Source organism: Companilactobacillus hulinensis, from assembly GCF_003946555.1.
GTDB lineage: Bacteria > Bacillota > Bacilli > Lactobacillales > Lactobacillaceae > Companilactobacillus > Companilactobacillus hulinensis.
In genome coordinates, this window is the sequence record NZ_RHOO01000006.1 from 56460 (window position 1) to 80547 (window position 24088).

Below are 24088 nucleotides of genomic sequence, written 5' to 3' on the forward strand. Positions count from 1 at the left end.
TCTCCTACTCCTCCGCATCATCCAGATAATCAGATAATGTTGCTTCATCAATAATCTGCGTTCCTAATTGTTGAGCCTTAGTCAGCTTGCTACCGGCCTTTTCACCAGCAATCAAGATATCAGTTTTTTTAGTAACTGAACTTGTAACCTTAGCACCATAATTCTCCAACATTTCAGATAATTCCGAACGCTTATAATTCTGCAATGTTCCGGTTATAACAACTATTTTATCAGTAAAATGCTGATTTGTTTCATTAGAATTTGAACTGCCAGCAAATTCCATATTTACATTTACCGATTTCAGTTCATTGATCAAGTTCTGAACATCCTCATTTGCGAAGTAAGTAATGATACTATTGGCAATTATTTCTCCCATAGTATTAACTTCAAGAATCTCTTCCTTTGAGGCATCCATCAAGTTGTCCAAGCTTCCAAAACTTTCAGCCAAAATTCGGCCAGCCTTAGCGCCCACATGACGAATCCCTAATCCAAAGATCAAACGTTCAACTGAATTACTCTTTGAATTATCAATTGCTGTTAACAGATTATTGATCGACTTTTCTTTGAAGCCGTCCAATGTTGCTAAATCATCAGCAGTTAACTTATACAGATCAGCAACATCTTTAATCAAGCTCTTAGTATACAACTGTTCAATGATTTTTGGACCTAATCCGTCAATATTCATTGCATTTCGTGAAGCAAAATGAGTCAACTGTTCTTTAACTTGAGCTGGACACTTTGGATTAATGCACCTTAATGCAACTTCATCTTCCAAATGAATCAGCTCTGAATCACAGTATGGACAATGAGTTGGAATCTCAGCTGGAACAGAGTCATCTGGACGTTTGCTCAAAACAACTTGAGAAACTTCCGGAATAATATCCCCAGCCTTATGCAACATAACTGTGTCGCCAACTCTGATATCTTTTTGCTTGATCATATCTTCATTATGAAGTGTTGCTCTAGCAACTGTTGTACCAGCTAATTGAACTGGATCCATAACGGCTGTTGGCGTAAGAACTCCCGTACGACCAATGGTCCAAGTTATTTCTCTAACTACTGATTCAGCCTGCTCAGGTGGAAACTTGTAAGCTATCTCCCATCGAGGAACTTTAACAGTATTACCCAAACTACGCTGAGTTGACAAGTCATTTACTTTTAAAACAACACCATCAATTCCATAATCCAAGTCATCACGTACTTTTCCGTAACGTTCGATGTATTCCTTTACACCACTAAGTCCCTTTGTAACTTCAGCCGTAGGATTAACATGGAATCCTAATTCTTCAAGTGTTTGCAAGGCTTGGCTTTGAGTAGTCACATTTAAATCATCAAAAGTAACGATCGTATACATAAATGTATCTAGTTTTCTTGAGGCAGTAACTTTTGGATCCAACTGACGAAGACTTCCAGCGGCAGCATTTCTAGGATTAGCAAATACTTGTAGGCCTTCATTCTCACGTTCTTCATTCAGACGCAAGAATTCTTTCTTCGACATGAAACACTCACCACGAACCTCGAAACTTAACGGCTTGCTTAATTTCTGAGGTATTGTGCCAATTGTCTTCAGATTCTCAGTTACGTTTTCACCAATTGTTCCATTACCACGAGTTGAACCTTGAACCAGAACACCGTTCTCATAAACCAAAGAAATAGCTAATCCATCAATTTTTAATTCAACATTATAATCGACTTCTTCACCAACATTCTTCTCGATTCTGTCATTGTAATCAGCCAACTCATCTTCTGAGAAGACATCCCCCATTGAAAGCATCGGAATATCATGCGTAACTTTATTAAAATCAGGTAAGGTAACATCCCCGACCAATTGCGATGGTGAATCAGGAGTTACTAATTCTGGAAACTGCTGTTCTAACTCCAACAAACGATTATATTGTTGATCATAAACATTATCTTCAACCAACGGAGCATCTTTTGTGTAATACGCATCACGATACTCATTCAACTTTTCTCTTAATCCAGTTAATTCTTCATTGGCTTGTGATTTAGTGATTTCTGCCATCTTTTTCACCTCTTAGGTTTACAAATTATTCAGATTTCTTAATAGGAGCAAATTCAGCTAATAAGCGCTTGATACCTTCATTAGCAAAGGCAACATCTAATTCAGCATCTTTACCTTTACCATTGACCTTAACAACTGTACCTTGTCCCCACTTCTTATGCTCAACTTTATCGCCAATATTCCAGCTGACATTTTCAGCACCTTGAGCACCACTAGCCTTCTGCGTTTCATCCACCTTATAACTTGAATGAAGTGCAGCTGCATGGCGCCTTCTCGTATATGGCATTTCTGATTCTCTCTTATTAGTTCTGCTAGATGTGACACCACCAGCATTTTGGTTGACCAAGTTAAGGTGCTTATCGTCGATCTCTTCCACAAATCTTGATACTTGATTACTTTGAAGACGACCATAGAGCATACGACTGTAAGCATTAGTTAGATACAGCTTCTTTTCAGCACGTGTAATACCAACATATGCCAAACGTCGTTCTTCCTCTAACTCCTCTTGTTTCATCATTGCACGACCCAATGGGAAGATTCCTTCTTCCATACCAACTAGGAAGACAAATGGGAATTCTAGTCCCTTAGCTGCGTGAAGCGTCATCAATGTAACTTCTTGTTGGTTCTCTTCCAAATCATCTTGGTCACTGACCAATGAAAGCTCAGTTAAAAATGATTCAAGTCTGGTCTCATCAATATCAGGATCTGGCTCGTACGATTGATCGAATTGAGTTGTAACAGTCAAAAGTTCTTCAATATTCTCAATTCTTGATTGAGATTCAAGGTTATTTTGTTGTCTTAATTCATCAAGATATCCTGATTTATCAAGCAAGTGGTCCATTAAGTCAGTCATCGAAATAGTCTTAGCTTCTTCGGCCAAATCATCAATTACCTTGGCAAATACCGCAAAAGTCTTTCTTGGCTTAGCAGGTAATGACGACAATTCAATGTTTTCAGCAGCTTCTAGTAAAGACCAGCTGTGTTCATCGGCATATCTTTGAAGCTTCTCAATTGTACCTGGTCCGATACCACGCTTAGGACTATTGATAACACGTTGAAAACTCATAGAATCATCACGGTTAGCAACCAATCTCAAGTAAGCCATAATATCTTTGATTTCTTTACGATCATAGAACTTATGTCCACCAATGATCTTATAAGGAATATTAGCTTGTAAGAACTTCTCTTCAAATGTACGAGATTGGGCATTAGTACGATAAAGAATGGCAAAATCACCATAATTGTAATTTTTCAAAACCAAGTCTCTAATTTGAGAAACAACATACAATGCCTCATCTGACTCGTTTTGGCCACGATAGAAGTTAATATCATCACCCTGAGCATTATCAGTCCAAAGTTCCTTAGGCTTACGTTCAGTATTATTGCTAATAACCTCATTAGCGGCATCTAGAATTGTCTTAGTTGAACGATAATTTTGTTCCAGTTTGATAGTCGTAGTTTCAGGATAATCTTTTTCAAAATTCATAATGTTCTTCATATTAGCGCCACGCCAGCCATAAATACTCTGGTCAGCATCACCAACAACACAAACGTTGCGATACTTAGCACCCAATTGTTGAACTAACTTGTATTGAGCCTCATTAGTATCCTGGTATTCATCGACGTGAATATATTGGAACTTAGTTTGATAATAATCCAACACATCAGGACATTGCTCAAACAAAATATTTGTCTGCATGATCAAGTCATCAAAGTCCATGGCTTGATTCTTTTCCATTTCTTTAGCATATGCGTCATAACAATTAGCCACAATTTGTTCAAACGGTGACTTAGCATTCTGTGCAAAATCAGCAGGTGTCAACAAATCATTCTTAGCGTTACTAATAGCACCAAGAATAGCTCGAGGGTCGTATTGTTTAGGATCAAGATTCATACGTTGAACAATTTGCTTCATCAAAGTACGTTGTTCCGATGGGTCAGAAATCGTAAATGATCTCGACTTACCCATCTTATCAATGTCACGCCTTAAAATACGCACACAAAGAGAATGGAAAGTTGAAACCCAGACATCATTTGCAGATTCTCCAAGTAATTTTCCAATTCTCTCTTTCATCTCTTTGGCAGCCTTATTGGTAAAAGTAATAGCTAGAACATGCCAAGGCATTACATTCTTGTTCTCTATTAAGTATGCAACACGATGCGTTAGTACACGTGTCTTACCACTACCAGCACCAGCCATGATCAATAGTGGCCCTTCAGTCGCAACAACAGCTTCTTGTTGTTCAGTATTCATACCTTTTAACATTGTGTCATCCAATTTAAACTACCTCAAATCCTTAATATATCAACATTTAACAAAAAACATCTATTTTACATTGTAGCAAATTTTTCGTGACAATAATACTATTTAGAGCGTGTCGAGAGGCGGTTAAACTTTGAGCACTGCCTAGGTTAATGAAGGGGTCACGAAGTGACACATTTATTAATCGTAGCAGGCACAGAAGTTTGCCTCTCGTAAGCGCATTTCGACAGAGCACGTCGAAGAATGGGAATGTCCGAGCATTACCTAGGATAAAAAGTGTGACACGAAGTGTTACATTTTTTATTCGTAGTAAGCGGAGCGACGTTGTTCTTCGTAAGCGCATTTCGACAGAGCACGTCGAAGAACGGGAATGTCCGAGCATTACCTAGGATAAAAAGTGTGACACGAAGTGTTACATTTTTTATTCGTAGTAAGCGGAGCGACGTTGTTCTTCGTAAGCGCATTTCGACAGAGCACGTCGAAGAACGGGAATGTCCGAGCATTACCTAGGATAAAAAGTGTGACACGAAGTGTTACATTTTTTATTCGTAGTAAGCGGAGCGACATTGTTCTTCGTAAGTGCGTTTTAATATAACGCAACCCAAAACCCAACAAAAAAAAGACATCTGCATCCGCAAACATCTTTTCCATCAAAACTATTCTAATCCAACACGTTTGAATATTTCATCAACATGTTGTAAATGCCAGTGATAATCAAAGGCATCATCGATATCTTCTTTAGATAACTTATCTGTAACACGACTATCAGCTTCCAACAATGTACGGAAGTCCTTCTTTTCATCCCAAACTTCAGCAGTCTTAGGTTGAACAATATCATAAGCCTGTTCACGGCTAAGGCCAGCTTCAACAAGTTTGAGCATAACACGTTGTGAAAAGATCAATCCGTGTGTCATGTTCATATCTTCCATCATCTTATCAGGGAATACTGTTAGATCCTTAGTGATTTTAGTGAAACGAGTCAAGATATAATCCAATAATTCTGTTGTATCAGGAATAATGACACGTTCAGCAGAACTATGAGAAATATCACGTTCATGCCACAATGGAACATCTTCCAATGCTGTGAAGGCATGTCCTCTAATGACACGTGCTAGTCCAGTAACATTCTCTGAACCAATAGGATTACGTTTGTGAGGCATTGCTGAAGAACCCTTTTGACCAGCAGCAAAATATTCTTCTGCTTCACGTACTTCGGTTCTTTGTAAATGTCTTACTTCCAAAGCAAAACGTTCAATTGAAGTGGCAATCAATGCCATTGTTTGGATATATTCAGCGTGAAGATCACGTGGAAGAACTTGTGTAGAGATTTCTTGAGCACGAATACCAAGTTTCTTACATACCAATTCCTCAACCTTAGGTGGAACATTGGCAAAACTACCAACAGCACCACTGATCTTACCAGCTTCAACACCCTTAGCGGCGTGATCAAAACGTTCAATATCACGTTTGATCTCTGAATACCAGTTAGCGAGTACCAAACCAAACGTTGTTGGTTCAGCGTGCACACCGTGAGTACGACCGATCATAACTGTATCTTTGTATTCTAGTGCCTTCTCCTTAACTACTTCTAAGAAAGTATCCAAGTCTTCTCGGATAATATCATTAGCTTGTTTCATTAAGTAACCATAAGCTGTATCAACAACATCAGTTGAAGTAAGTCCGAAGTGAACCCACTTTCTTTCTGGTCCTAAATAACGTGACACGTCACGTGTGAATGCTACGACATCGTGTTTTGTTTCTTTTTCAATTTCTTTAATTTCATCAACATTGAACTTGGCGTTTTTAGCAACCAGTTTTGCATCTTCAACAGGAACTTCGCCTAATTCACTCCATGCTTCAGTTGCGGCGATTTCAACCTCTAACCAAGCTTGAAATCTATTTTGATCTGTCCAAATGGGGCTCATTTTTTTAGTTACATATCTGTCAATCATAAGTTATTCTACTCTCCAAATATTAGTTGATAAGATATCTTCCTTTAGCTCATCTGCATCATCAGAAACTACCGATATATACCCAACATCCCGGCTAGCTTCATTTTTAGCTTTGAATCCTGTGTAATAATTGAATTTCCATTGCGCCTTTTCCTGCAATAGATCCAAACTCTGAGGCAAGTTACCCTCAACAATTTTGAGAGTTGCCGCATTTACCATTGGATATATTTCTGGAATTGGCCAGTCACAAATTGCTCGAATATGTAATTCAAATTGCGATACTCCTGTGGCTTCTTGATAAACATTAGCCGAATAATTAATGCCTGGAAAAATCCGTTTGACATATAATACATCAGCTTGCGATAACAAGAACCCAATTCCGAAGATTCCGACATAGTTCAGCTTATTTGCAATCTTTAATGCTACACGTTGCATTTCAGCTTCAACATCTGGATCGTTCTTTTTGAATAGATAAGAACTCATCAAATGTGAACCATCATAAATCTCCCTGATCATTGGAAATGTGTGAACCTTGCCATTCTTACTCTTGCTGACCATAACTGAATACTCAGCTTTTGTATCGATCCAGGCCTCCAGAATATAAGTACCATTTTCAAGTAGTTTTGTCAGATTATTAACATCGTTATAGTTGTAAATAACATGGCGTTTCAAAACCGTCTGATTTTTCTGGATAGGCTTGAGAATGCAAGGGAACCCTATTTCCTCTACCGCCTTTTTAATATCATCAGTCGTTACGATTGAAAAGAACGGTGGTACATTGATGTTCAAATCATTAAGAAATGTCCGCTCAATGTACCTATCTTGAGCAATCGATAACAACTCTGATCCCTGAGCAACATTGAATTCAACTTCAAGTTGCTTCAAAAGATCACCATTGAAGTTCTCGTCCATATACAAAAGGAGGTCACTTCTATGACCCAGTTCACTTAGATTATCAATATTCTCTAATTCGCCGATTATATAATTATCCGCAGCTTGTGTCGCAATATCATCTTCTTCAGACGTCAAAAGCATGGTCCTGAAGCCCATTCTTTTAGCTTCCAATTCGAATAAATATGTCTCACTACCGCCGCCAATTATTCCTAGAGTTTTACCGGGCGCAATAAAAGTCATAAATCCACCTTCCTATGAAACGAACTTCTAATTAGTCGTTTTCAGGTTCAAAAACAACTTGTCCATTATCAAAGGCTTTAATACGAGCCAATGAATAAATTGGAGTTCCTGCTTTATCAATCATTTGTCTTCCCTTTTGGAATGACTTTTCAATAACAATTCCGATACCTGCCAGATCTGCTCCAGCATCTTCTATAATTGTGTTCAAACCATTGACAGCTTGACCATTAGCTAAGAAGTCATCGATAATCAAAACCTTGTCATCGCTAGATAAGTACTTCTTAGCAATACTGATATGGTTAGATGTCTTTTTAGTAAAAGAATAAACCTCGGAAGTATATAGATCATCGTTCAATGTAACTGATTTGTGCTTTCTAGCAAACACTACCGGTACACCAAATTTCAATCCTGTCATAACTGCCGGAGCAATTCCTGATGATTCTACAGTCAGAATTTTATTGATCCCTGAGTCCTTAAAACGGTTGTAAAACTCCTCACCCATTTTTTCCATTAACATTGGATCAACTTGATGGTTTAAAAAGCTGTCTACTTTAAGCACATCTTTCCCAATCACACGACCATCTTTTTTAATTCTTTCTTCTAATTCTTTCACTACGTTATCCCCCATTTATAGAATAATTAGAGTCTATCATATTTTGATTTTCACTTGATACCTTCATCATACTTTTTTAGATTATATTTTTGTATAATCCGAATAATTTTACTTGTATAACCCGGATCAGTCGCATATCCATCAGTTTGAAGTGCCACAGCGGCATCAATATAATCCTTCGATTGTATGACTTGTTTGTATTGTTCGGAATTCCATGACGTACCATTGACTAATAATTCAGCATGATCCTTCATTGACTCCCTAAAATCTGAATAAACTCTAAAACGTCCGTTTATAGTAATCCATTGACCATTTGTATACTCTTTAGTTTGTAACACTTTGGTGTTGCTGGGATCATCGCCCTTAACACCATAATAATTATTATAATCCTTTGCGAGCGAACTATTACCCCAATCACTTTCCAATATGGCCTGTGCAATAGTTATGCTCGGAAGCACTCCATATTCTTTACCCAAGGTAACGGCATACGGAGCAATTTTTTTAACAAAGGTATTACGTTCTTGATGAACCTCTTCAACCCTAGTAGCTTCTCGATATTGTGTGTACCGACGATAACCAAAGAATCCGACGAAAATCACTGCAAAAATTATAACCAAAGTAATTACAGATGTATTATTGTTGTTCTTCCTTCGTCGATTAGTTCGACGATGGGTATATCTTCTATTTTGCGGCAATTGTTTAATATCCCTTTTTTGTCATTATTTTCTATTATAGCTGATATATTTGAAAAAATTATGACAACGCAGGCTTAATTAATCTTTTCTTCAGTTTTAAATTTCTTACTGTGATAATACAACAGCCAGCATATCAAAGCGATTATTTCTAACCCAGCTGTGAACAAGAATATACTACGATATCCAAACCCGTTAGCAATTCCCGCAGCCATCATAGGACCAATGACACTTCCCATCGACTGAGCCGACTGATTATAACTGAATATTCGTCCAAATATTGCTTGTGGCACCATCTGCACCGTCAAGATTTGAATGGCTGGAAGTAATGCCGCATCAGCAACCCCCAAGATAAATCTCAGTATGGTAAATTGCCAGACGTTTTGTATAAGACTAGTCATAAACAATACAATAATTGCCAATACCAAAAAAATCATCAAATTATTCTTTGCACCCAATTTATCGATCAGTCGTCCTACAATGCCAGCCATTAAAATGGTTGCCAATCCTGGTGCCGCCGCAACCATTCCTGTAACAACATTTAAATTATTGCTAGAAGGCAGAAGCTCCTTGACGAACAAACTGACCATTGGTGTAATTGCATTGGTTGTTGCTTGAATTGCCAGTAATGAAACAAACAAAGCAATGAAGAATCCACTGCCGATTTTTTTCATTGCTGGCAATACAGGCTCTAGTTCATCCCTAGTAATAGGAACAAAATTCTCCTTAACTCCCAATAATGTCGTAATAAAAACCGTTGCCATTAATAAACTCGTTACAAAAAATGCTCCTCGATATCCAACTAAGGTAGCCAAAACTCCACCCAATATCGGTCCAGTCAAAGAACCAGTAATGCTCCCTGTTACAAGTTTGCTCATAACTCGTCCACGTTTATCTACTGGTGCTTCAACAGACATTAAGGCATTAGCATTATTGATATATCCGGAAAAAGCACCTTGCAATGCCCGGAAAAATAACAGAAACCAAACATTAGGAGACATGCCTACCAGAAAAATCGTAACAGTCATTACCCCTGATGCACGAAGACACATCAGTTTTCGTCCCTTTTGATCTGCCAAACGTCCCCATAACGGCGAAACAATCGCCTTAGAAAAATATGTTAAAGAAAATGCCAATGCACCCAAAAAGTTCAATTCAGTATTGGAAAAGTCTCCCAAAGTGTTTATGTACAAAACAATAAATGGCAACGTCATCGCATTACCCAATTCAGTGAGCATACTACCAAACCAGACAACTCTGAAATTTTTTTGCCAATTAACTGTAACCTGATTCATTAGTTCAACACCCCTTAAATTTAAACCATAATTGTATCGAACCAATGTAAATTTTATGTTTCATTATTGTAAAGATTCTGTATAGTTCAAAAAAAGGGTAATAAAAAAGCCAGCTCTCTCGAGCTGACTTCTGACTTTAAATGTTATTAGTCTTTAACAACGTTTGAAGCTTGTGGTCCACGATCGCTATCTTCGATATCGAATGTTACGGCTTGACCTTCTTCAAGTGTCTTGTAACCGTCACCTTGGATGGCTGAGAAATGTACGAATACATCACTACCATCTTCGCGAGTAATAAAACCATAACCCTTTTCTGCGTTAAACCATTTTACTGTTCCATGTTCCATCAGACTGTTCCTCCTGATAACTAATATTTGTGCATTATCTCGTGGTACATCATGGAAGAAAGCCTTTAATAGATAAAACCATTCGAACCATTAACCATTCAAAAATACAACTCTTATATTACCATGTATCCGGAATCATTTCAAATCGTACAAGGGATTCTGCTTAAATAAATTACTATAAAAAATTACAAATTTACTTGTTTTTTATATGGTATTGAATTTTGTGCTCCTTGCTCTTGTACCGTGAATGAAGACGCTTTACTTGCAACAGTCATTGCCTCTTCCAAATTGCTCAAGTCACTCTTCAAATTAGCAGCTAAGTAGCCAATGAAAGTGTCCCCCGCAGCAGTCGTGTCGACAGCCTTAACTTTGAATGCATTTACGAATCCAAACTTGTTATCAACCAACGAATAGAATGATCCTTTTGAGCCAACTGTGATGATAACTGTACCAACACCCATCTTGTGTAATTCAGCTGATGCTGCCTTCATAGAATCAACATCGTTGACTTTAATTCCAGTAATGGCTTCTGCTTCGATTTCGTTTGGAGCAATAATATCTGTATTCTCAAGCAATTCACTAGGAATATCACTCTTAGCTGGAGCTGGATTCAAAATAGTAACTACTCCATGAGCTTTGGCAATCTTGAACATTTCAATTGTGGCTGGAATTGGTGTTTCAAACTCCGAAATGACACAGTCAGCAGAAGAAATTGCTTCTTCTGCTTCATGAATATCATCAACAGTAATAGTTTGATTAGATCCACCATAAATCAAAATACTATTTTGGCCTTTATCATCTAGTAAGATATAAGCCTTACCAGTTCCGGCTTTTTCATCTTCTGTAACATGTTCAATATTCAATCCATCATGTTTGAAAGTATCGATCATAAAATCAGCCGCATGATCCTTACCGATTTTACTAATAAATGACGTCTGTGCACCAGCTCTAACAGCAGCGATTGCTTGGTTGGCACCTTTACCACCACCAGCAACAGAACGGTCATGCATAGCCATTGTCTCACCAGGAAGTGGTAATCTTGCAATATTTAAAATTGTATCAACGTTAATTGACCCAAGAACTACAATTTTTTTCATAAATAATATTTTCCTTTTCTATCTAATCTAAAATACTACTCCACTCTCTAACAAGATATTTGAATATGGAGTCTCTTCACCTGTACGGATAAATGCTTTTGTATCGCTTAGGTCCTTCTTCATTTGTTCATGTGGCATAAATTCGATAGGAATATCACCAACAACCTTTTTAACAGCTGCCAATTGTTCTGGATTTTGTACTTTGATTTCTTCAGCAAGATAAACCTTTTGAACTTGTAGTTCACTTAAGACATTTTCAAGAACTTGCATGAAACTAGGAATACCAGATTCCAATGCCAAGTCGATCTTTTCAGTATCTGAAGGTACAGGCATTCCTGCATCCCCAATACCAATTGTGTCAAAGTGACCCATTTGAGCAATGACACGAGATATGTCTGAATTAATAACTCTTGTTTTTTTCATGAAATCTTCACCTTTTTCTGTAATCGTTTGCATTAGTATTCTAACATAAGAGAACTTATATTCAATTATTTAATGACAATCAGTCTACAAAACAATTATTGATAGATATTAAATTAACGTCTATCCTATTGATAACAAAACCTATTTAAACATATAAGGATGGACAAATGAAAAGAACAGTTAAACTAAGCTTTTACGTCATTATTTTCTTGATTTTCGCCCTGATCGGCTACTGGATGCCCATGGTCGGTGACGACTTAAACTGGTGGAGCGGCTGGGGATTACAGTACTTTTCAAGTGGTAACTTCACATATTACGACGGAAGATATCTCGGAGATTTATTGATAATCTCAATGATGAAATTCAAGTTTATTGCATTCCTAGCATATGGTATCTTCCCCACACTGATCGTTTACCTGATTCAGAAGATCCGTGAAGAAATCTCACCTGCTAGAAATATTGGCCTTGTTTCATCCGGTATCGCCACGTTGATGTTTCTTCTTGTTCCCAAATTAATTTTCAAACAAATTTGGGGTTGGCATTCCGGTTTTGCAAATTATGTCCCCAGTGCCGTATTTCCATTATTTCTACTATATTTAGTAATCAAGAATATCGATAATAAAAATAGTCATTATCTGCGTACGCCTACATTGTTAATTTTCTTTGCAGCATTATTTGCCCAATTCTTTGCTGAACATATCACTTTGCTAAATTGCTTTAACATTGTATTGGTATGGTTATTATTTAGGAATAGATTTAGTCCATCATTCAAAAAGGTCATGTACATAATAATGGGAGGTAACTTCTTAGGAGCTATATTAATGTTCATCAATGGTGCCTATACCAAGGTACTTACCGGTAGTGATCCATATCGCCATGTTAATGGGACACAAGACACTCTCTTGACATACTTCCAAAATTACTTTTCTAAGAGTCATATAGTCATTGGATTCACAGTTATCATTGTTGCAGCTTTGATCATTGTCTTCTTATCCTTTAAACTTAAGAATCAAAAACGAGCTATAACCAACATTGGTCTAATTTTATCTAGTGCCGTTTCAATTGCACCATTTATCGTTATCTCTCCATTTGGTTCAAGATGTATTTTTGCAGCTTATACTTTCTGTACCGCACTGATAGCAATCAACTTAGATATAATCCTCGACGCATATCAAAAGTATCTATTTCCTCTGGTCACCATTGCCTTAATTGGTGTCGGACTCAAGACGGATTATATTGCTAATGATTATGGCAATACATTCAGTATTGCGAAGAATTATTCAGCATTCCAGACACAAAATAATCGCAACATATATTACATTCCTTCATATAAGAATACCGATTATATTTGGTCAAATGATACTTCGAACGATCCAATGTTCAAAGCTTACTACATCATTCATAAGAATCTGCCCGTTCAAGCTATAAACTATGCCGATTGGACAGATGCCTTAAGAATAGTTAATAAGAAGAAATACGATTCTAAAAATTCCTTCATGACCGCATTCGATGAGCAAATTCAACATAAGGTAAAATTAATTGAAGAAAAAAATTCTAAGTAACTAAATATTATAATATTTATATTTAATATTATGTCTGATACGAGGCTAATTTATATACTTTTCATTCATATAAGTTGTGATATACTAATTTTCGTAGCAAGTTGCTACCCCAATCAAGCAACTTGCTGTATTCCGTATTTAGATATCTGCCTCTAGTAAAAAAGACCAACTCCACCGCCGGAGTTGGTCTTTTTTTGCTTTGTCGCCTACGTTTAGAAACAACCATCCCGCTATAGTTTAGAACAATTCCCTAAGCTGGAGGTAGCAAGAAATTTCAACAGCCGTGAATATGGCGAAGCCATAGGACGAGCTTTAAAACTTTGCAAAGCAAAGCTTTAAAGTCGAGGTTCGAGACCAAGGCTCGAACCGGTCCACACGGCACATGAAATATCTTGATACCGGAAGCAAAAACCCAAACCACTATTCAACATCAAATACATAATCAGAAGAATAAAATGGGATTCGATAAGCACGATATGCATAAGCTTTCGAAGAAGAATTCTTAACTGTTAAATTGAACACTTGATTACCTTCAGAATCTACCTCAATAATATTACTTTCATTACCATTATCTTTGTAGCCAAAATCAATCAGTGTATTGCCGTTTGATTCACGCTCGGCATAACCAATAATACTTGTAAAATTAGTCTTACCAAGACTCTTACCATACGACCACGTCTGATCAATAGTCATATTCTTGGTATTGATCTTGTATTCAACAGCTTGAGAATACTTACCTGAAGTCTTCTTATCACCATTTGTGACATCGATATTATTATCGTAAAGGATGATATCTTCACTATCACCATCATGTTTTAATAGATACAACCCATGTTGTCCACCTGTAATAGTGGTTCCAATTGTTGATGTTAATATCTTGTCTCGATATTTCTTTGGCCAGGTTGCTTTCTTCTTGCCACTATAGATCCAGATTATTTTATTGGTCTTATAATCAAGCTTCATGATCATATCTTGATTACGACCAGAAATCATTATGCTGTTATCTGAAGAATCGTAATCAAGCGCATTTTGATGGAACCAATCTATTTTCCCATCCGATCCAGCTTTATATTTTTTATACATTGAACTTGGAAGAATTTTCTTCAAGTCAATGACTTTGACAACCTTTCCCGTCTTATGGGAAATTTGAACCATGACATCCTCTTTGTACTTGGATCCGTCACTAACAGTCGCTAAAATATCGTGGTTTGGTAATTCCAACAAATCGTGATGGATCACAGTTGTTTCGTCTTTGGCATTACCACTGTCATTAGATTTTGTACCCGGATCAAAACTGTATTCTTTATACACACGTCCGAGTACATCTGTTTCTATTAAATCATTGTAAACTTGAGAACTCTCTTTCTTTTTAGTCAAAACGAGCATACGCCCATTAGAAATCTGTTCAATTGTATGTTGCGAATATTCTGTCAAATACCATCTAACATTGCCATCGGCATCAACGGCAAACGGTTCTTTAGTTGTTCGATTAATAATTGTCAGTTTATTATCACCAATATCCATCTTGGATTTATCAGTATTCTTAACCGTGATAGTTGCATTCTTAATATATTTAGGAAGTACACCGGTTTTCACCCGTAGAGTCTTGGTCTCAGTTGTTCCGTTTTTATAAGTTACTGTAATAGTCACTTTATTATTTTTGTTAGCATATAAACCAACTATTGGAACTTGATGTGTTTTAGAATATCCACCATTAACTTTGTTAGTAATACTTGTGTTGTCACTCTCACCTTCTACGGTATAAGTAACTTTAGCATCTTCATCCGTTTGAAAGATTGCCAAAGCAGTGAGTGGTGACGTTTTGTATGGATTAACTTTTACATACGGATCACTCAATGTATATGCGGAATCTTCAACCGCTTTTTTATAAGTAGCGGTTAACTTCTCCTGAGCTTTCTCTCTAGTCGTAACAAGTTTTGATCCAACATTCTTCTTAATCTGTGCATCAGTTAATATTTTTTCGTTAGCACTATCTGAACTAGTTTTAGAACATGCTACTACAATTAACGATAAAAACGCTAAAATAATAGCCATAAAAGCTAGCTTTCTTCGCAATTGTCATACTTCCTCTCAATTTGACTTGGAATTTTCATTCCTCACTGATTGTAAGATGAAATCAATTTATACGTATTTAAAACACGCTAAGAGTATTCTAAGAAATTCTTATATTGTTTACTTAATATAAGCTCAATTGTATTTATTTCACTTTTGGAAAAAGTCTCTTACAAAATGTGAATCAAAATAACAGACAAAGGATAGTATTATAGTAGCTGTAATAAAGATAGATACCTCGTATATAACACACAAGATAAGAAACATATAAAAGTTCTACTGGCATAGAACTTAAGCAAAAAAAAAGATATTCACAGCTGGCACTGTGAATATCAACACACACAATATAAAGATTTGAATTTAATTAATTTACAGATGAAGTAAATGATTGTTCAACAACATCAAACATAGCAACATATGTATCTGGAGCTACACGCAAGAATGGCATACCGTCAGCAGTATAAATGGCAGTATCGGAGTACCACTTTGTACCTGCTTGTAACTTCAATTTACTACTCTCCTCGAATTTATGATTGTAGACAGAAACCTCATGGTCTGTGGCTACTTTAATAATTTCGGGGCGTTTTTTGTATAGAAAACTATCGTCAGAGCTCAAAAACTCATTGGCAGATACTTGATAGTAATCCTTGCCGTCGATTTTAGTTACGTTACTTACTGACCAAGTACTAGAATCATCTAGACTGTTACTTGTCTTTTCCCCAGAAGCATTGTATAAAGTTGCATCAGCATTTGAATCTGTGCTTACTTCAACCTTATAGTTAGAACTAACACTTTGAGCTTGAGCAGTAGCTGCTGGAGCGACTGCAGCACTTGTACTCAATAGAGCCATAGCTAACAATACGATCGCATTTTTTTTCATAATATTTCCCTCGTATATATATATTTATTTTTAATTTTGAAATTCAAAAATCACACAAAATAGGACACACAAAAAGTTCTACTGGCATAGAACTTAAAACTTAAGCAAAGAACACACACAACAACGTTGTCTAGACAAGTTTGCAGTTTGTCTAATTGTTATTGTTAGCTTTATATTACAAAATTTAGTAAACAATTACAATACATATGGTCTATTTATTATTATTAATTTTTTAATAATTTGCATTAAAAAAGCTTGAAATCGCTATCATTTGGCGGTTTCAAGCTTTTTTGCTTTCTATTCATGAATTTGCATTTTTTCTAATAAATTTTTATTATCAGATAACTTAGCAAAATAGTAAGCGGCATCTTTTAATTCACGATATTCAGACTGTTTCTTGGGATCATCTTCTATAGCTTCAGCAGCATAATAATGTAGATAATCTACAAAATAAGTCGTGTGTCGCTGTTTAGCAAGAGAAATTCCACGATCACTGAACTCACGTGCCTTTTTATTCAATCCCAATTCAACGTATGCACCAGCAAGTGATTTACAAATATAAATGACTTCAACTTCATTGGCGTTTGGTATTTGTAGACTCTCTTTGGTAGCACCTTCGATCATTTCAAAATAATACGTAGCACGATCGTTATGTCCTTGTTTCAAATAATTCATACCCTTAAATAAATATGTTAATAAAGTATAAATATCATATACGTCTGATTTGGTTAATTGTAAGACTTTATCTAATGTGAACAGCGAATCATCAAAGTTATCATTGTAATATTCCAACGCACCTTTAATCAGATTCACTTGTTTCAAATCATTATCGCTTAATTTACTATGAAGCATTTCAAGCTTCTCGGAAATTTCACCAGTATTATCTAATAGTAGATCACGTTCTAAGGAATCCAGGATACTCTCTTCTTCAGAAGTTGAATTGCTTGAAAAATCACTGAACACATCATTCAAACTCAGTTCCAGTCTCAAACAAATTTTAGTAAGAATATTCACCGTTGGAGCAATATTATGCTTTTCAATTTTACTTATCGTGTTCTGAGTACAAATATCCGTTGCTAATTCTGTTTGTGTAAGATGCATACTTCTTCTCTTATCGTATATGACTGATCCTAGAAACATTCTCTTTCACTCCTATTATTGGGATAAATTTCATAATTAATAATACCACATAGGATATTAAATAGTCCTTTTATGATAAATAAGTTTTTTACTACCATTGTTATGGTAATATTCAGGTACATGAAACGATTTATATTTTGGGGCATTTGTGTTGAGTTTATTCACTATTTTGAAGATAATTTACATTTCATTTAAACATAAGCAAGAAGAGAATATCATATAATGATTTATTTAAGCACTATATCTTATCAGGTCATGGATTTAATTAATAATATACTTTTCTTTTTATTAATTTTCATTATAATCCCACAAACACGATCCAAACTAAATGTGATACTGGCCATTTTGGCTAGTATCACATTTAGCTTTATAGACCTATATCATGACAGTACAGGATTGTTACTACCTATTGTAAGCTATTTCTTTCTATTTAGAACTTACAAACCAAGAGTCGTCAATCGAATTCTGACACTCATCACCAGTACACTTATCAATGCTTTTTCTCAAAGTTTGTCTGGTTTAATAGCATTAAAACTATTTAACTATGACGGCCACATGCTAGAGATGTTGATCAGTAATGTTATTGGGAATTACATTATTGCATTATTAATAGTTTATTCTGGAATTTTTACCGTTCATTGGCTCAGCAGATATATTGATTTCAACGATAAGATAATCGTGATGATAATTACATCTGCTCTAGCAATTCTTTTAATGGGACTGATAGCCTTAACAATCGTATCGAGAATTTTGAACGTTCAATTGGAGTATATGCAGACAAATATCATTTTAAGCGCAATCATATTTATTTTCATTTTTCTCGGAACTTTGTACTATATTGCTGGATACCTTAAACAACAGCGCGCTATCAAGGAATTAGACAAACTAAAGGAAAATCGCCTGTATATTAAAGAACTAGAAGACAGTTATAACGAAATGCGCAAGTTCAAACATGACTATAAGAATCTCTTGTTATCACTATCAATTCAGCTGCAAGACAATCAAAATACCGCTGCTTCTGAAACAATCAATAAATTATTGAAAGACTCTAGTATTGAGCAAGCTTCCAAATTGAATTACCCCGGCTTGTTCAGTTTAAAAGATGAGCTCATTCGCGGAATAATCATCAGCAAACTTATCACAGCCAAGAATGAAAATATCGCTACTGCTGTAGAAATTGCTCCTGATATTAATATCTCCAGAAATGACTCAATTACAATAACTCGGATACTAGGAATTCTTTTTGACAACGCAATTGAGGCTTGTCGAAATGAATCCCATCCCTTTTTGGACTTTGCTTTGATCAGCGATCCTAAATATACCGAGTTTATCATAACAAATAATACGGCCCCCAATGCCAAAATCAATTTAAATCAAATTTTTTCAAATGGTTTTTCAACCAAAGAGAATCACAGTGGACTTGGTCTAACCAATGTTCAAGAATTAGTAAATAAAAAACCAAATTTCTTTTTAAAAACAAAGTTCGAGAATGACGAATTTACTGTCATTTTAACGATTGAAAAGGAGAATTAGATTTTGTTAAACGTTGCTATATGTGAAGATAACCTGGAGTTAATCAATGTTTATCGATTAATTTTTAAAAATTACATGAAAGAACATCCCGAACACGAAATGCGCATTGTTGTCTCAACAGGCAATCCTAGTGAATTGGAGAACTACATTAAATATCGTAGTGATAATAATCCAATGTTCTATTTGCTTGATATCGAATTCGCTGATTCGGAAACAAAAGGTATCGACATTGCTGCAGAAATTCGTAAGAATGATGCTACAGCAAAAATAGTTTTTGTCACTACTCACGAGGAACTGGCTTATTTAACGTTTAAAAGAAAAATCGAACCTCTCGACTATATCCGTAAAGAAGACGGAATCAAAGCTATGAACGAATCACTATACAAAGACCTAGATGTTACGTTCGAACGTCTGCATGAGTTGAATTCACAACGACGCCGAATGTTCCATTATAGCTTAGGTTCACGTGATTACACAGTTGATATTTCTACAATCAATTACTTGGAAACATCATCTAGTTCACATAAGATATTCCTGCACACACTCACTGAGATCACCGAATTCAGAGGCAATCTCAACAGCATTGAAGAAGAATTCTCCAACTTGTATCTAGCTCACAAAAGTATCCTCGTTAATATCAACAATATTCGTTCAGTTGATTCAATGAACAAAATGATCTATTTCAATGACGGATCTAGTTGCGAGGTTTCTAGACGTAAATTGCCTGGACTCAAAAGACAGATTGCACAGTAATCACTTGTTACTGTGCTTTTTGTTTGCAAAAAAGCCTGTAATCCAAAATCGGATTGCAGACTCTTTTTGACTTAATGTTCGAAAGTTGAACGTGTTGTCACACTCTTCTAATATGCTTCAGTAAAACTCTGTGAAATAACTTCATACATTGGAACATATTCATTCGGTGCAACTCTGACGAATGGCATTCCTGATGAAGTATAGATCACTGTGTCTGAATACCAATAAGTATCAGACTTCAAGGCAACTGATGTACTCTCGACAAAACTATGACTATAGACATCGACTTCACCACTGGAATCCTCCACTTCGATGATTTCTGGACGCAATTGATACAAATAACTATCTTTAGAACTTAAATATTCATCATAACCAACTCTAAATAACTCTGAACCATCATTTTGATCTAAGATTCTTCCTACCTTCCAATTACTCTTATCGGGTAATGACTTTCCAATTGATTCTCCGGTAGAATTATATAGCTTTCCTGGATTTGAGCTCACTTCGGCAAGATAACCTGCACCAGTCACTGACTCAGCTTGTACCGTATTATAATGTAGTGAAGAAAAGCTCATAAGAAGCAAAGCTAATATCATTGAGATAATAGTTTTCTTTTTCACTTTTCCGTCTTCCTTTATCTTAGATTAAAGCCGATTCTAAGCTGATAAATATCAAAATACAAAAAAATTGCATACAAAAAATTAAATATTTGTTTTAATATTTTAATTGTTGTACATTTTGAACATAAAAAACGACCTACTAATTAAAGTAAGTCGTTCATCAATACTACTTATTTATGCGGGTAAGAAGATTCGAACTTCCACGGAGATAATTCTCCACAAGATCCTTAGTCTTGCGCGTCTGCCAATTCCGCCATACCCGCGTACAAGTAATATTTTACATTTCATTAATTTCAATATCAAGAGCAAGTTCAATGAAATTTACTTAAATATTGATATTTTTGATAAATTTCAACTTTCCACGACATTTTCCACAGACAAAACGTCTGGTATCGATTTTTCTCACACGTTGATATATTGTATGGCACTTAGAACATTCGTAAACATGAACTGTTTTGTGCTTATTAGTATTATTCAGTGACGGTGCGAATCTTAACCCTCCCACTTGTTTCAATAATACTTTGAACTCATGGTCCTTATGTTGTGACGGCATCCCAGAATTATAGAGATGGTAATGGCAGAGTTCATGTTTAATAACACCAACCAGAGTTTCCATTCCATATTGTTGGTAAATCTTAGGATTAATATCTATATGTCTATCCTTAAGATGGAATCTACCACCGGTCGTCCGCAAACGATTATTAAAGAACGCTTCATGAACAAAAGGTTTCCCAAAGTATTCTTGGGAAACCTTTTTTATTAGAACAGTTAATTCTGAATCATTCATTAGATTTCAGTCATCTTTTGCATGTACTTAGAAAACTTGTCCATGTTCTCATCTTGAACTTTTTCAGCTGTGTTGAATTTCTCACGATCAATAGTTTGGTCTTCATTGATACTGTCAGTCATATCAGCACATCCCTCAACGTACTTCTTAAATGCTGAAACAAGTGACATATGTGTACCCATATATCTTGCAGGTGCTTTTGCCTTTTGCAACTTAGCTAGTAGTGATTGGTAGTTCTCTGTACCACTCTTAAAATCATGCATGATCTTTGTGTATTCAACTGCATCGATTTTTTCTACTTGATCACGGTCCAAAGCCTTACGCAATGTTTCAAACTCAGGGTTCAACTTATCTTGTTCATCCTGAATTGATTGAACTGTTCCATTGATCAAATTACCATAAACCATGGCCTTTTTTTGTGCTGCATTCATAAATGCTTACCTCTTATTTTCCTTTAATGTTTTCTCTGTATAAATATCACGTTCAATAGTGAAACGTGGACGATGCTTAACCTCACTGAATATCTTACCAACATACTCACCAATAACACTGATACAAATCAACTGAACACCGCCAAGTGCCCAAATTGAGATCATCATTGATGGCCAGCCAGACACAACGTGACCATTGATCTTTTGAACTATTGTATAAATCAATAACGCAATACTGATCAATACAATGAAGAATCCCAGTCCCATGATCATCTTGATTGGAACAATCGAGAACGATGTAATTCCATCCATTGCAAACTTAATCATCTTTTTTAATGGATACTTAGATTCTCCAGCAAATCTTTCTTTTCTAGCATAATACACTTTGGCCGACTTGAATCCAACCATTGGGACGATACCACGTAAGAATAAGTTAGTCTCTCTATAACTAAGCAATACCTCACAAGCACGCTTACTCATCAGACGGAAGTCCGCAGAGTCAGGAACTAACTTGACACCTAACCAGCCCATGAACTTGTAGAACATTTCGGCCGTACCACGTTTGAATGAACTGTCAGTATCACGATTGTTACGAACACCATAGACAACCTCATTACCTTCAATGAACTTATCGACCATTTCAGGAATGGCATTAACATCGTCTTGGAGGTCAGCATCGATCGTAATGACGGCATCGGAATCCTTAGAAGCTGAAGTTACACCAGCTAATAATGCTCCTTGATGTCCAAAGTTACGACTCAATTTGACTCCACTGACCAAGTCATTCTCACTAGAATACTCATCGATCAGACTCCAAGTCTTGTCTTTACTACCATCATCAACAAAAACAATCTTACTGTTGGCAGAAATTTTTTTCTCATTAATCAGATTATTAACAATCTGTGTTAGTTCCTTAGTTGTTTCGTGGAGTACTTCTTGTTCGTTATAACAAGGTACAACAATACTTAATTTAAACAATATGTTTTCGACTCCCCTTTACTTTTTGACCGATCCAGTTTGCGACTGTATACAATCCAACACTGCCTAGAATTGCTACGACAGGTAATAATTCAAGACGATATCGTCCTTGAACTTCAATCAATAATTGAACTACTGCATAAGCCATCAATGTTAATAATAACAAATAAATATGTCCGCTAAACTTAATCTTGAATAATCTTAACGATCCGATCCACGAGAATATTATCAATAACACACTTCCCATGTACGCAGCCAAATTCATTAGATTAGTTGCTCGTGCCGAATGAATAGTTACAAACTCCGTGAAGTCAGTTGCCGTGGATCTTTGTGCCCACAGAATACTATTCTTGCGCCAGAACAAGCTAAGCCATCTAGTTGGACTCTCATTCAAATAATCGAATTGTTCCTTGATGACCTTATGCTCTTGCTTGCTCATCTTGGCACGACTAACCTTCATATCAAATTGATTGACCATTGCCTGGTCATAGACACCACTAGAATTATAATCCAAACCAGTTACGAATTTCCATTCAGAGTCACGATTGGTTAATCCATATTCATTCAGACCAGATGCTTTGATAGCCATCCCAGCTCCACTGAAGATAACAAAATATATAGCCAAAGTTATTAATAACTTCCAGATAGCATGAATATCGAACTTATTATTTTGTATCAACATATAAATAATAATGTAAACCACGATACCAGCAATAATTACCGGACCGATTGGTCTGATAACACTACCGACTGCAAGTGTGACACCTGCCAAAGAATAAGACCAATACTTGTTGATCATCAATAGATAGAAAGTTACTAAAAATAGCAGCATCCCCAAATATTGATTACATGACTGACTATTCAAGGCAAACCAATCCAAGTCGATCATTAATAAAAGAACTGCTAAACGAGCCATTTTGATATTGTTGAATATCTTGACCACTAACTTGTAAACCATCAAAAGAATCAATGATTGATACAGTACATTCAATAATTGAATCGCAATGACATGCTCACCAAATACTTTCACTACCGCCATTACATACACTAAGAAACCAGTTTGATAAGCCCACTTAGCAAAGTAATCATTGTCAGTAGAATAAATTGCCTTACCTGATAATGCTGCTGGAGCATTCCCCCAGAAAGCTCCGAAATCACTGATCTGTGCTTTTGGTACCAAATTGATCCAAATAATTGCGATAATCGCAAAAATTGCTATCAACGTGTACAACACAAGTCGGTTCTTGATTAGATTGTCATCCGAAACTCTAATAAGAACTAATGCTGCCAATAAAGTCAAAATGATTGCACAAATAAGAACCAGTACATTAAATACTGGTTCATACGATAAATAAGTTTTACTGTAATAAATCACCATTTGAACAAACACTACTGAAGTAAATATAGCAACACAGATTAATATGATTTTGCTGATAATATCTTGAAATTTGTTAAGCATATTTTCCTCTTCAATCTAATCCCTGTTGATTTT

Annotated in this window: 21 protein-coding genes and 1 tRNA gene; 3 read left to right on the plus strand and 19 right to left on the minus strand. The window is 36.0% G+C overall.

Annotation, left to right across the window (positions count from 1 at the left end):
- Positions 1-4: 4 nt before the first annotated feature.
- From ligA to rbsD, 10 genes are all read right to left on the minus strand, one after another.
- The gene (gene ligA / locus EKM66_RS05045) at positions 5-2023 is read right to left on the minus strand and encodes an NAD-dependent DNA ligase LigA (protein ID WP_125762311.1); all 2019 of its coding nucleotides are present in this window, start codon (positions 2021-2023) and stop codon (positions 5-7) included.
- A gap of 25 nt (positions 2024-2048) precedes the next feature.
- Entirely contained in the window at positions 2049-4289 is a 2241-nt protein-coding gene (gene pcrA / locus EKM66_RS05050) for a DNA helicase PcrA (RefSeq protein WP_125762348.1), read from the minus strand.
- 653 nt (positions 4290-4942) lie between these two features.
- Positions 4943-6238 carry an adenylosuccinate lyase gene (gene purB, locus EKM66_RS05055; RefSeq protein ID WP_125762312.1) on the minus strand — a complete coding sequence of 432 codons (1296 nt, stop codon included), beginning with the start codon at positions 6236-6238 and terminating at the stop codon, positions 4943-4945.
- 3 nt (positions 6239-6241) lie between these two features.
- Positions 6242-7372 carry an ATP-grasp domain-containing protein gene (locus tag EKM66_RS05060; protein WP_125762313.1) on the minus strand — a complete coding sequence of 377 codons (1131 nt, stop codon included), beginning with the start codon at positions 7370-7372 and terminating at the stop codon, positions 6242-6244.
- Positions 7373-7403: 31 nt separating this feature from the next.
- A complete protein-coding gene (locus tag EKM66_RS05065) occupies positions 7404-7985 on the minus strand; it encodes a xanthine phosphoribosyltransferase (RefSeq protein WP_125762314.1) in 582 nt (193 codons plus the stop codon).
- A 50-nt stretch (positions 7986-8035) separates the two neighbouring features.
- Positions 8036-8680, minus strand: coding sequence for a glycoside hydrolase family 73 protein (locus EKM66_RS05070; RefSeq protein ID WP_125762315.1), 645 nt, complete (start codon positions 8678-8680; stop codon positions 8036-8038).
- Positions 8681-8754: 74 nt separating this feature from the next.
- Complete coding sequence (locus tag EKM66_RS05075) at positions 8755-9972, minus strand: MFS transporter (protein WP_125762316.1); 1218 nt, start codon at positions 9970-9972, stop codon at positions 8755-8757.
- A gap of 146 nt (positions 9973-10118) precedes the next feature.
- A complete protein-coding gene (locus tag EKM66_RS05080) occupies positions 10119-10319 on the minus strand; it encodes a cold-shock protein (RefSeq protein WP_010020786.1) in 201 nt (66 codons plus the stop codon).
- A 185-nt stretch (positions 10320-10504) separates the two neighbouring features.
- Positions 10505-11416, minus strand: a complete 912-nt coding sequence (gene rbsK, locus EKM66_RS05085) for a ribokinase (protein WP_125762317.1) — start codon at positions 11414-11416, stop codon at positions 10505-10507.
- Positions 11417-11443: 27 nt separating this feature from the next.
- Complete coding sequence (gene rbsD / locus EKM66_RS05090; RefSeq protein WP_125762318.1) at positions 11444-11839, minus strand: D-ribose pyranase; 396 nt, start codon at positions 11837-11839, stop codon at positions 11444-11446.
- A gap of 167 nt (positions 11840-12006) precedes the next feature.
- Here rbsD and EKM66_RS05095 point away from each other — a divergent pair, with 167 nt between their 5' ends.
- Entirely contained in the window at positions 12007-13401 is a 1395-nt protein-coding gene (locus tag EKM66_RS05095; RefSeq protein WP_125762319.1) for a DUF6056 family protein, read from the plus strand.
- Between the two features lie 420 nt (positions 13402-13821).
- Here EKM66_RS05095 and EKM66_RS05100 read toward each other — a convergent pair whose 3' ends face one another.
- The 3 genes from EKM66_RS05100 to EKM66_RS05110 form a co-directional block, all read right to left on the minus strand.
- Positions 13822-15456, minus strand: coding sequence for an aryl-sulfate sulfotransferase (locus tag EKM66_RS05100; RefSeq protein ID WP_164505049.1), 1635 nt, complete (start codon positions 15454-15456; stop codon positions 13822-13824).
- A gap of 382 nt (positions 15457-15838) precedes the next feature.
- The gene (locus tag EKM66_RS05105) at positions 15839-16354 is read right to left on the minus strand and encodes an SLAP domain-containing protein (protein ID WP_125762320.1); all 516 of its coding nucleotides are present in this window, start codon (positions 16352-16354) and stop codon (positions 15839-15841) included.
- Between the two features lie 297 nt (positions 16355-16651).
- Positions 16652-17494 (minus strand): helix-turn-helix domain-containing protein, encoded by an 843-nt coding sequence (locus tag EKM66_RS05110; RefSeq protein WP_125762321.1) that lies wholly within the window; start codon positions 17492-17494, stop codon positions 16652-16654.
- A gap of 345 nt (positions 17495-17839) precedes the next feature.
- Between EKM66_RS05110 and EKM66_RS05115 the strand changes: the two genes are divergently transcribed.
- Positions 17840-19027, plus strand: coding sequence for a sensor histidine kinase (locus tag EKM66_RS05115; RefSeq protein WP_164505045.1), 1188 nt, complete (start codon positions 17840-17842; stop codon positions 19025-19027).
- Positions 19028-19030: 3 nt separating this feature from the next.
- Positions 19031-19780, plus strand: a complete 750-nt coding sequence (locus tag EKM66_RS05120) for a LytR/AlgR family response regulator transcription factor (RefSeq protein ID WP_125762323.1) — start codon at positions 19031-19033, stop codon at positions 19778-19780.
- A 107-nt stretch (positions 19781-19887) separates the two neighbouring features.
- On the opposite strand, the gene EKM66_RS05125 is transcribed toward EKM66_RS05120, so the two are convergent.
- From EKM66_RS05125 to EKM66_RS05150, 6 genes are all read right to left on the minus strand, one after another.
- The gene (locus EKM66_RS05125; RefSeq protein ID WP_125762324.1) at positions 19888-20400 is read right to left on the minus strand and encodes a hypothetical protein; all 513 of its coding nucleotides are present in this window, start codon (positions 20398-20400) and stop codon (positions 19888-19890) included.
- A gap of 177 nt (positions 20401-20577) precedes the next feature.
- Positions 20578-20663 (minus strand) — tRNA-Leu (locus EKM66_RS05130).
- Between the two features lie 62 nt (positions 20664-20725).
- Positions 20726-21187, minus strand: a complete 462-nt coding sequence (locus EKM66_RS05135) for a SprT family protein (protein ID WP_125762325.1) — start codon at positions 21185-21187, stop codon at positions 20726-20728.
- Positions 21187-21618, minus strand: coding sequence for a hypothetical protein (locus EKM66_RS05140; protein ID WP_125762326.1), 432 nt, complete (start codon positions 21616-21618; stop codon positions 21187-21189). Before EKM66_RS05140 ends, EKM66_RS05135 begins: the two co-directional genes overlap by 1 nt.
- 6 nt (positions 21619-21624) lie before the next feature.
- Positions 21625-22596, minus strand: a complete 972-nt coding sequence (locus tag EKM66_RS05145) for a glycosyltransferase family 2 protein (protein ID WP_225426557.1) — start codon at positions 22594-22596, stop codon at positions 21625-21627.
- The gene (locus tag EKM66_RS05150; RefSeq protein ID WP_125762328.1) at positions 22589-24055 is read right to left on the minus strand and encodes a hypothetical protein; all 1467 of its coding nucleotides are present in this window, start codon (positions 24053-24055) and stop codon (positions 22589-22591) included. The genes EKM66_RS05145 and EKM66_RS05150 overlap by 8 nt, the downstream gene beginning before the upstream one ends.
- Positions 24056-24088 lie beyond the last annotated feature (33 nt).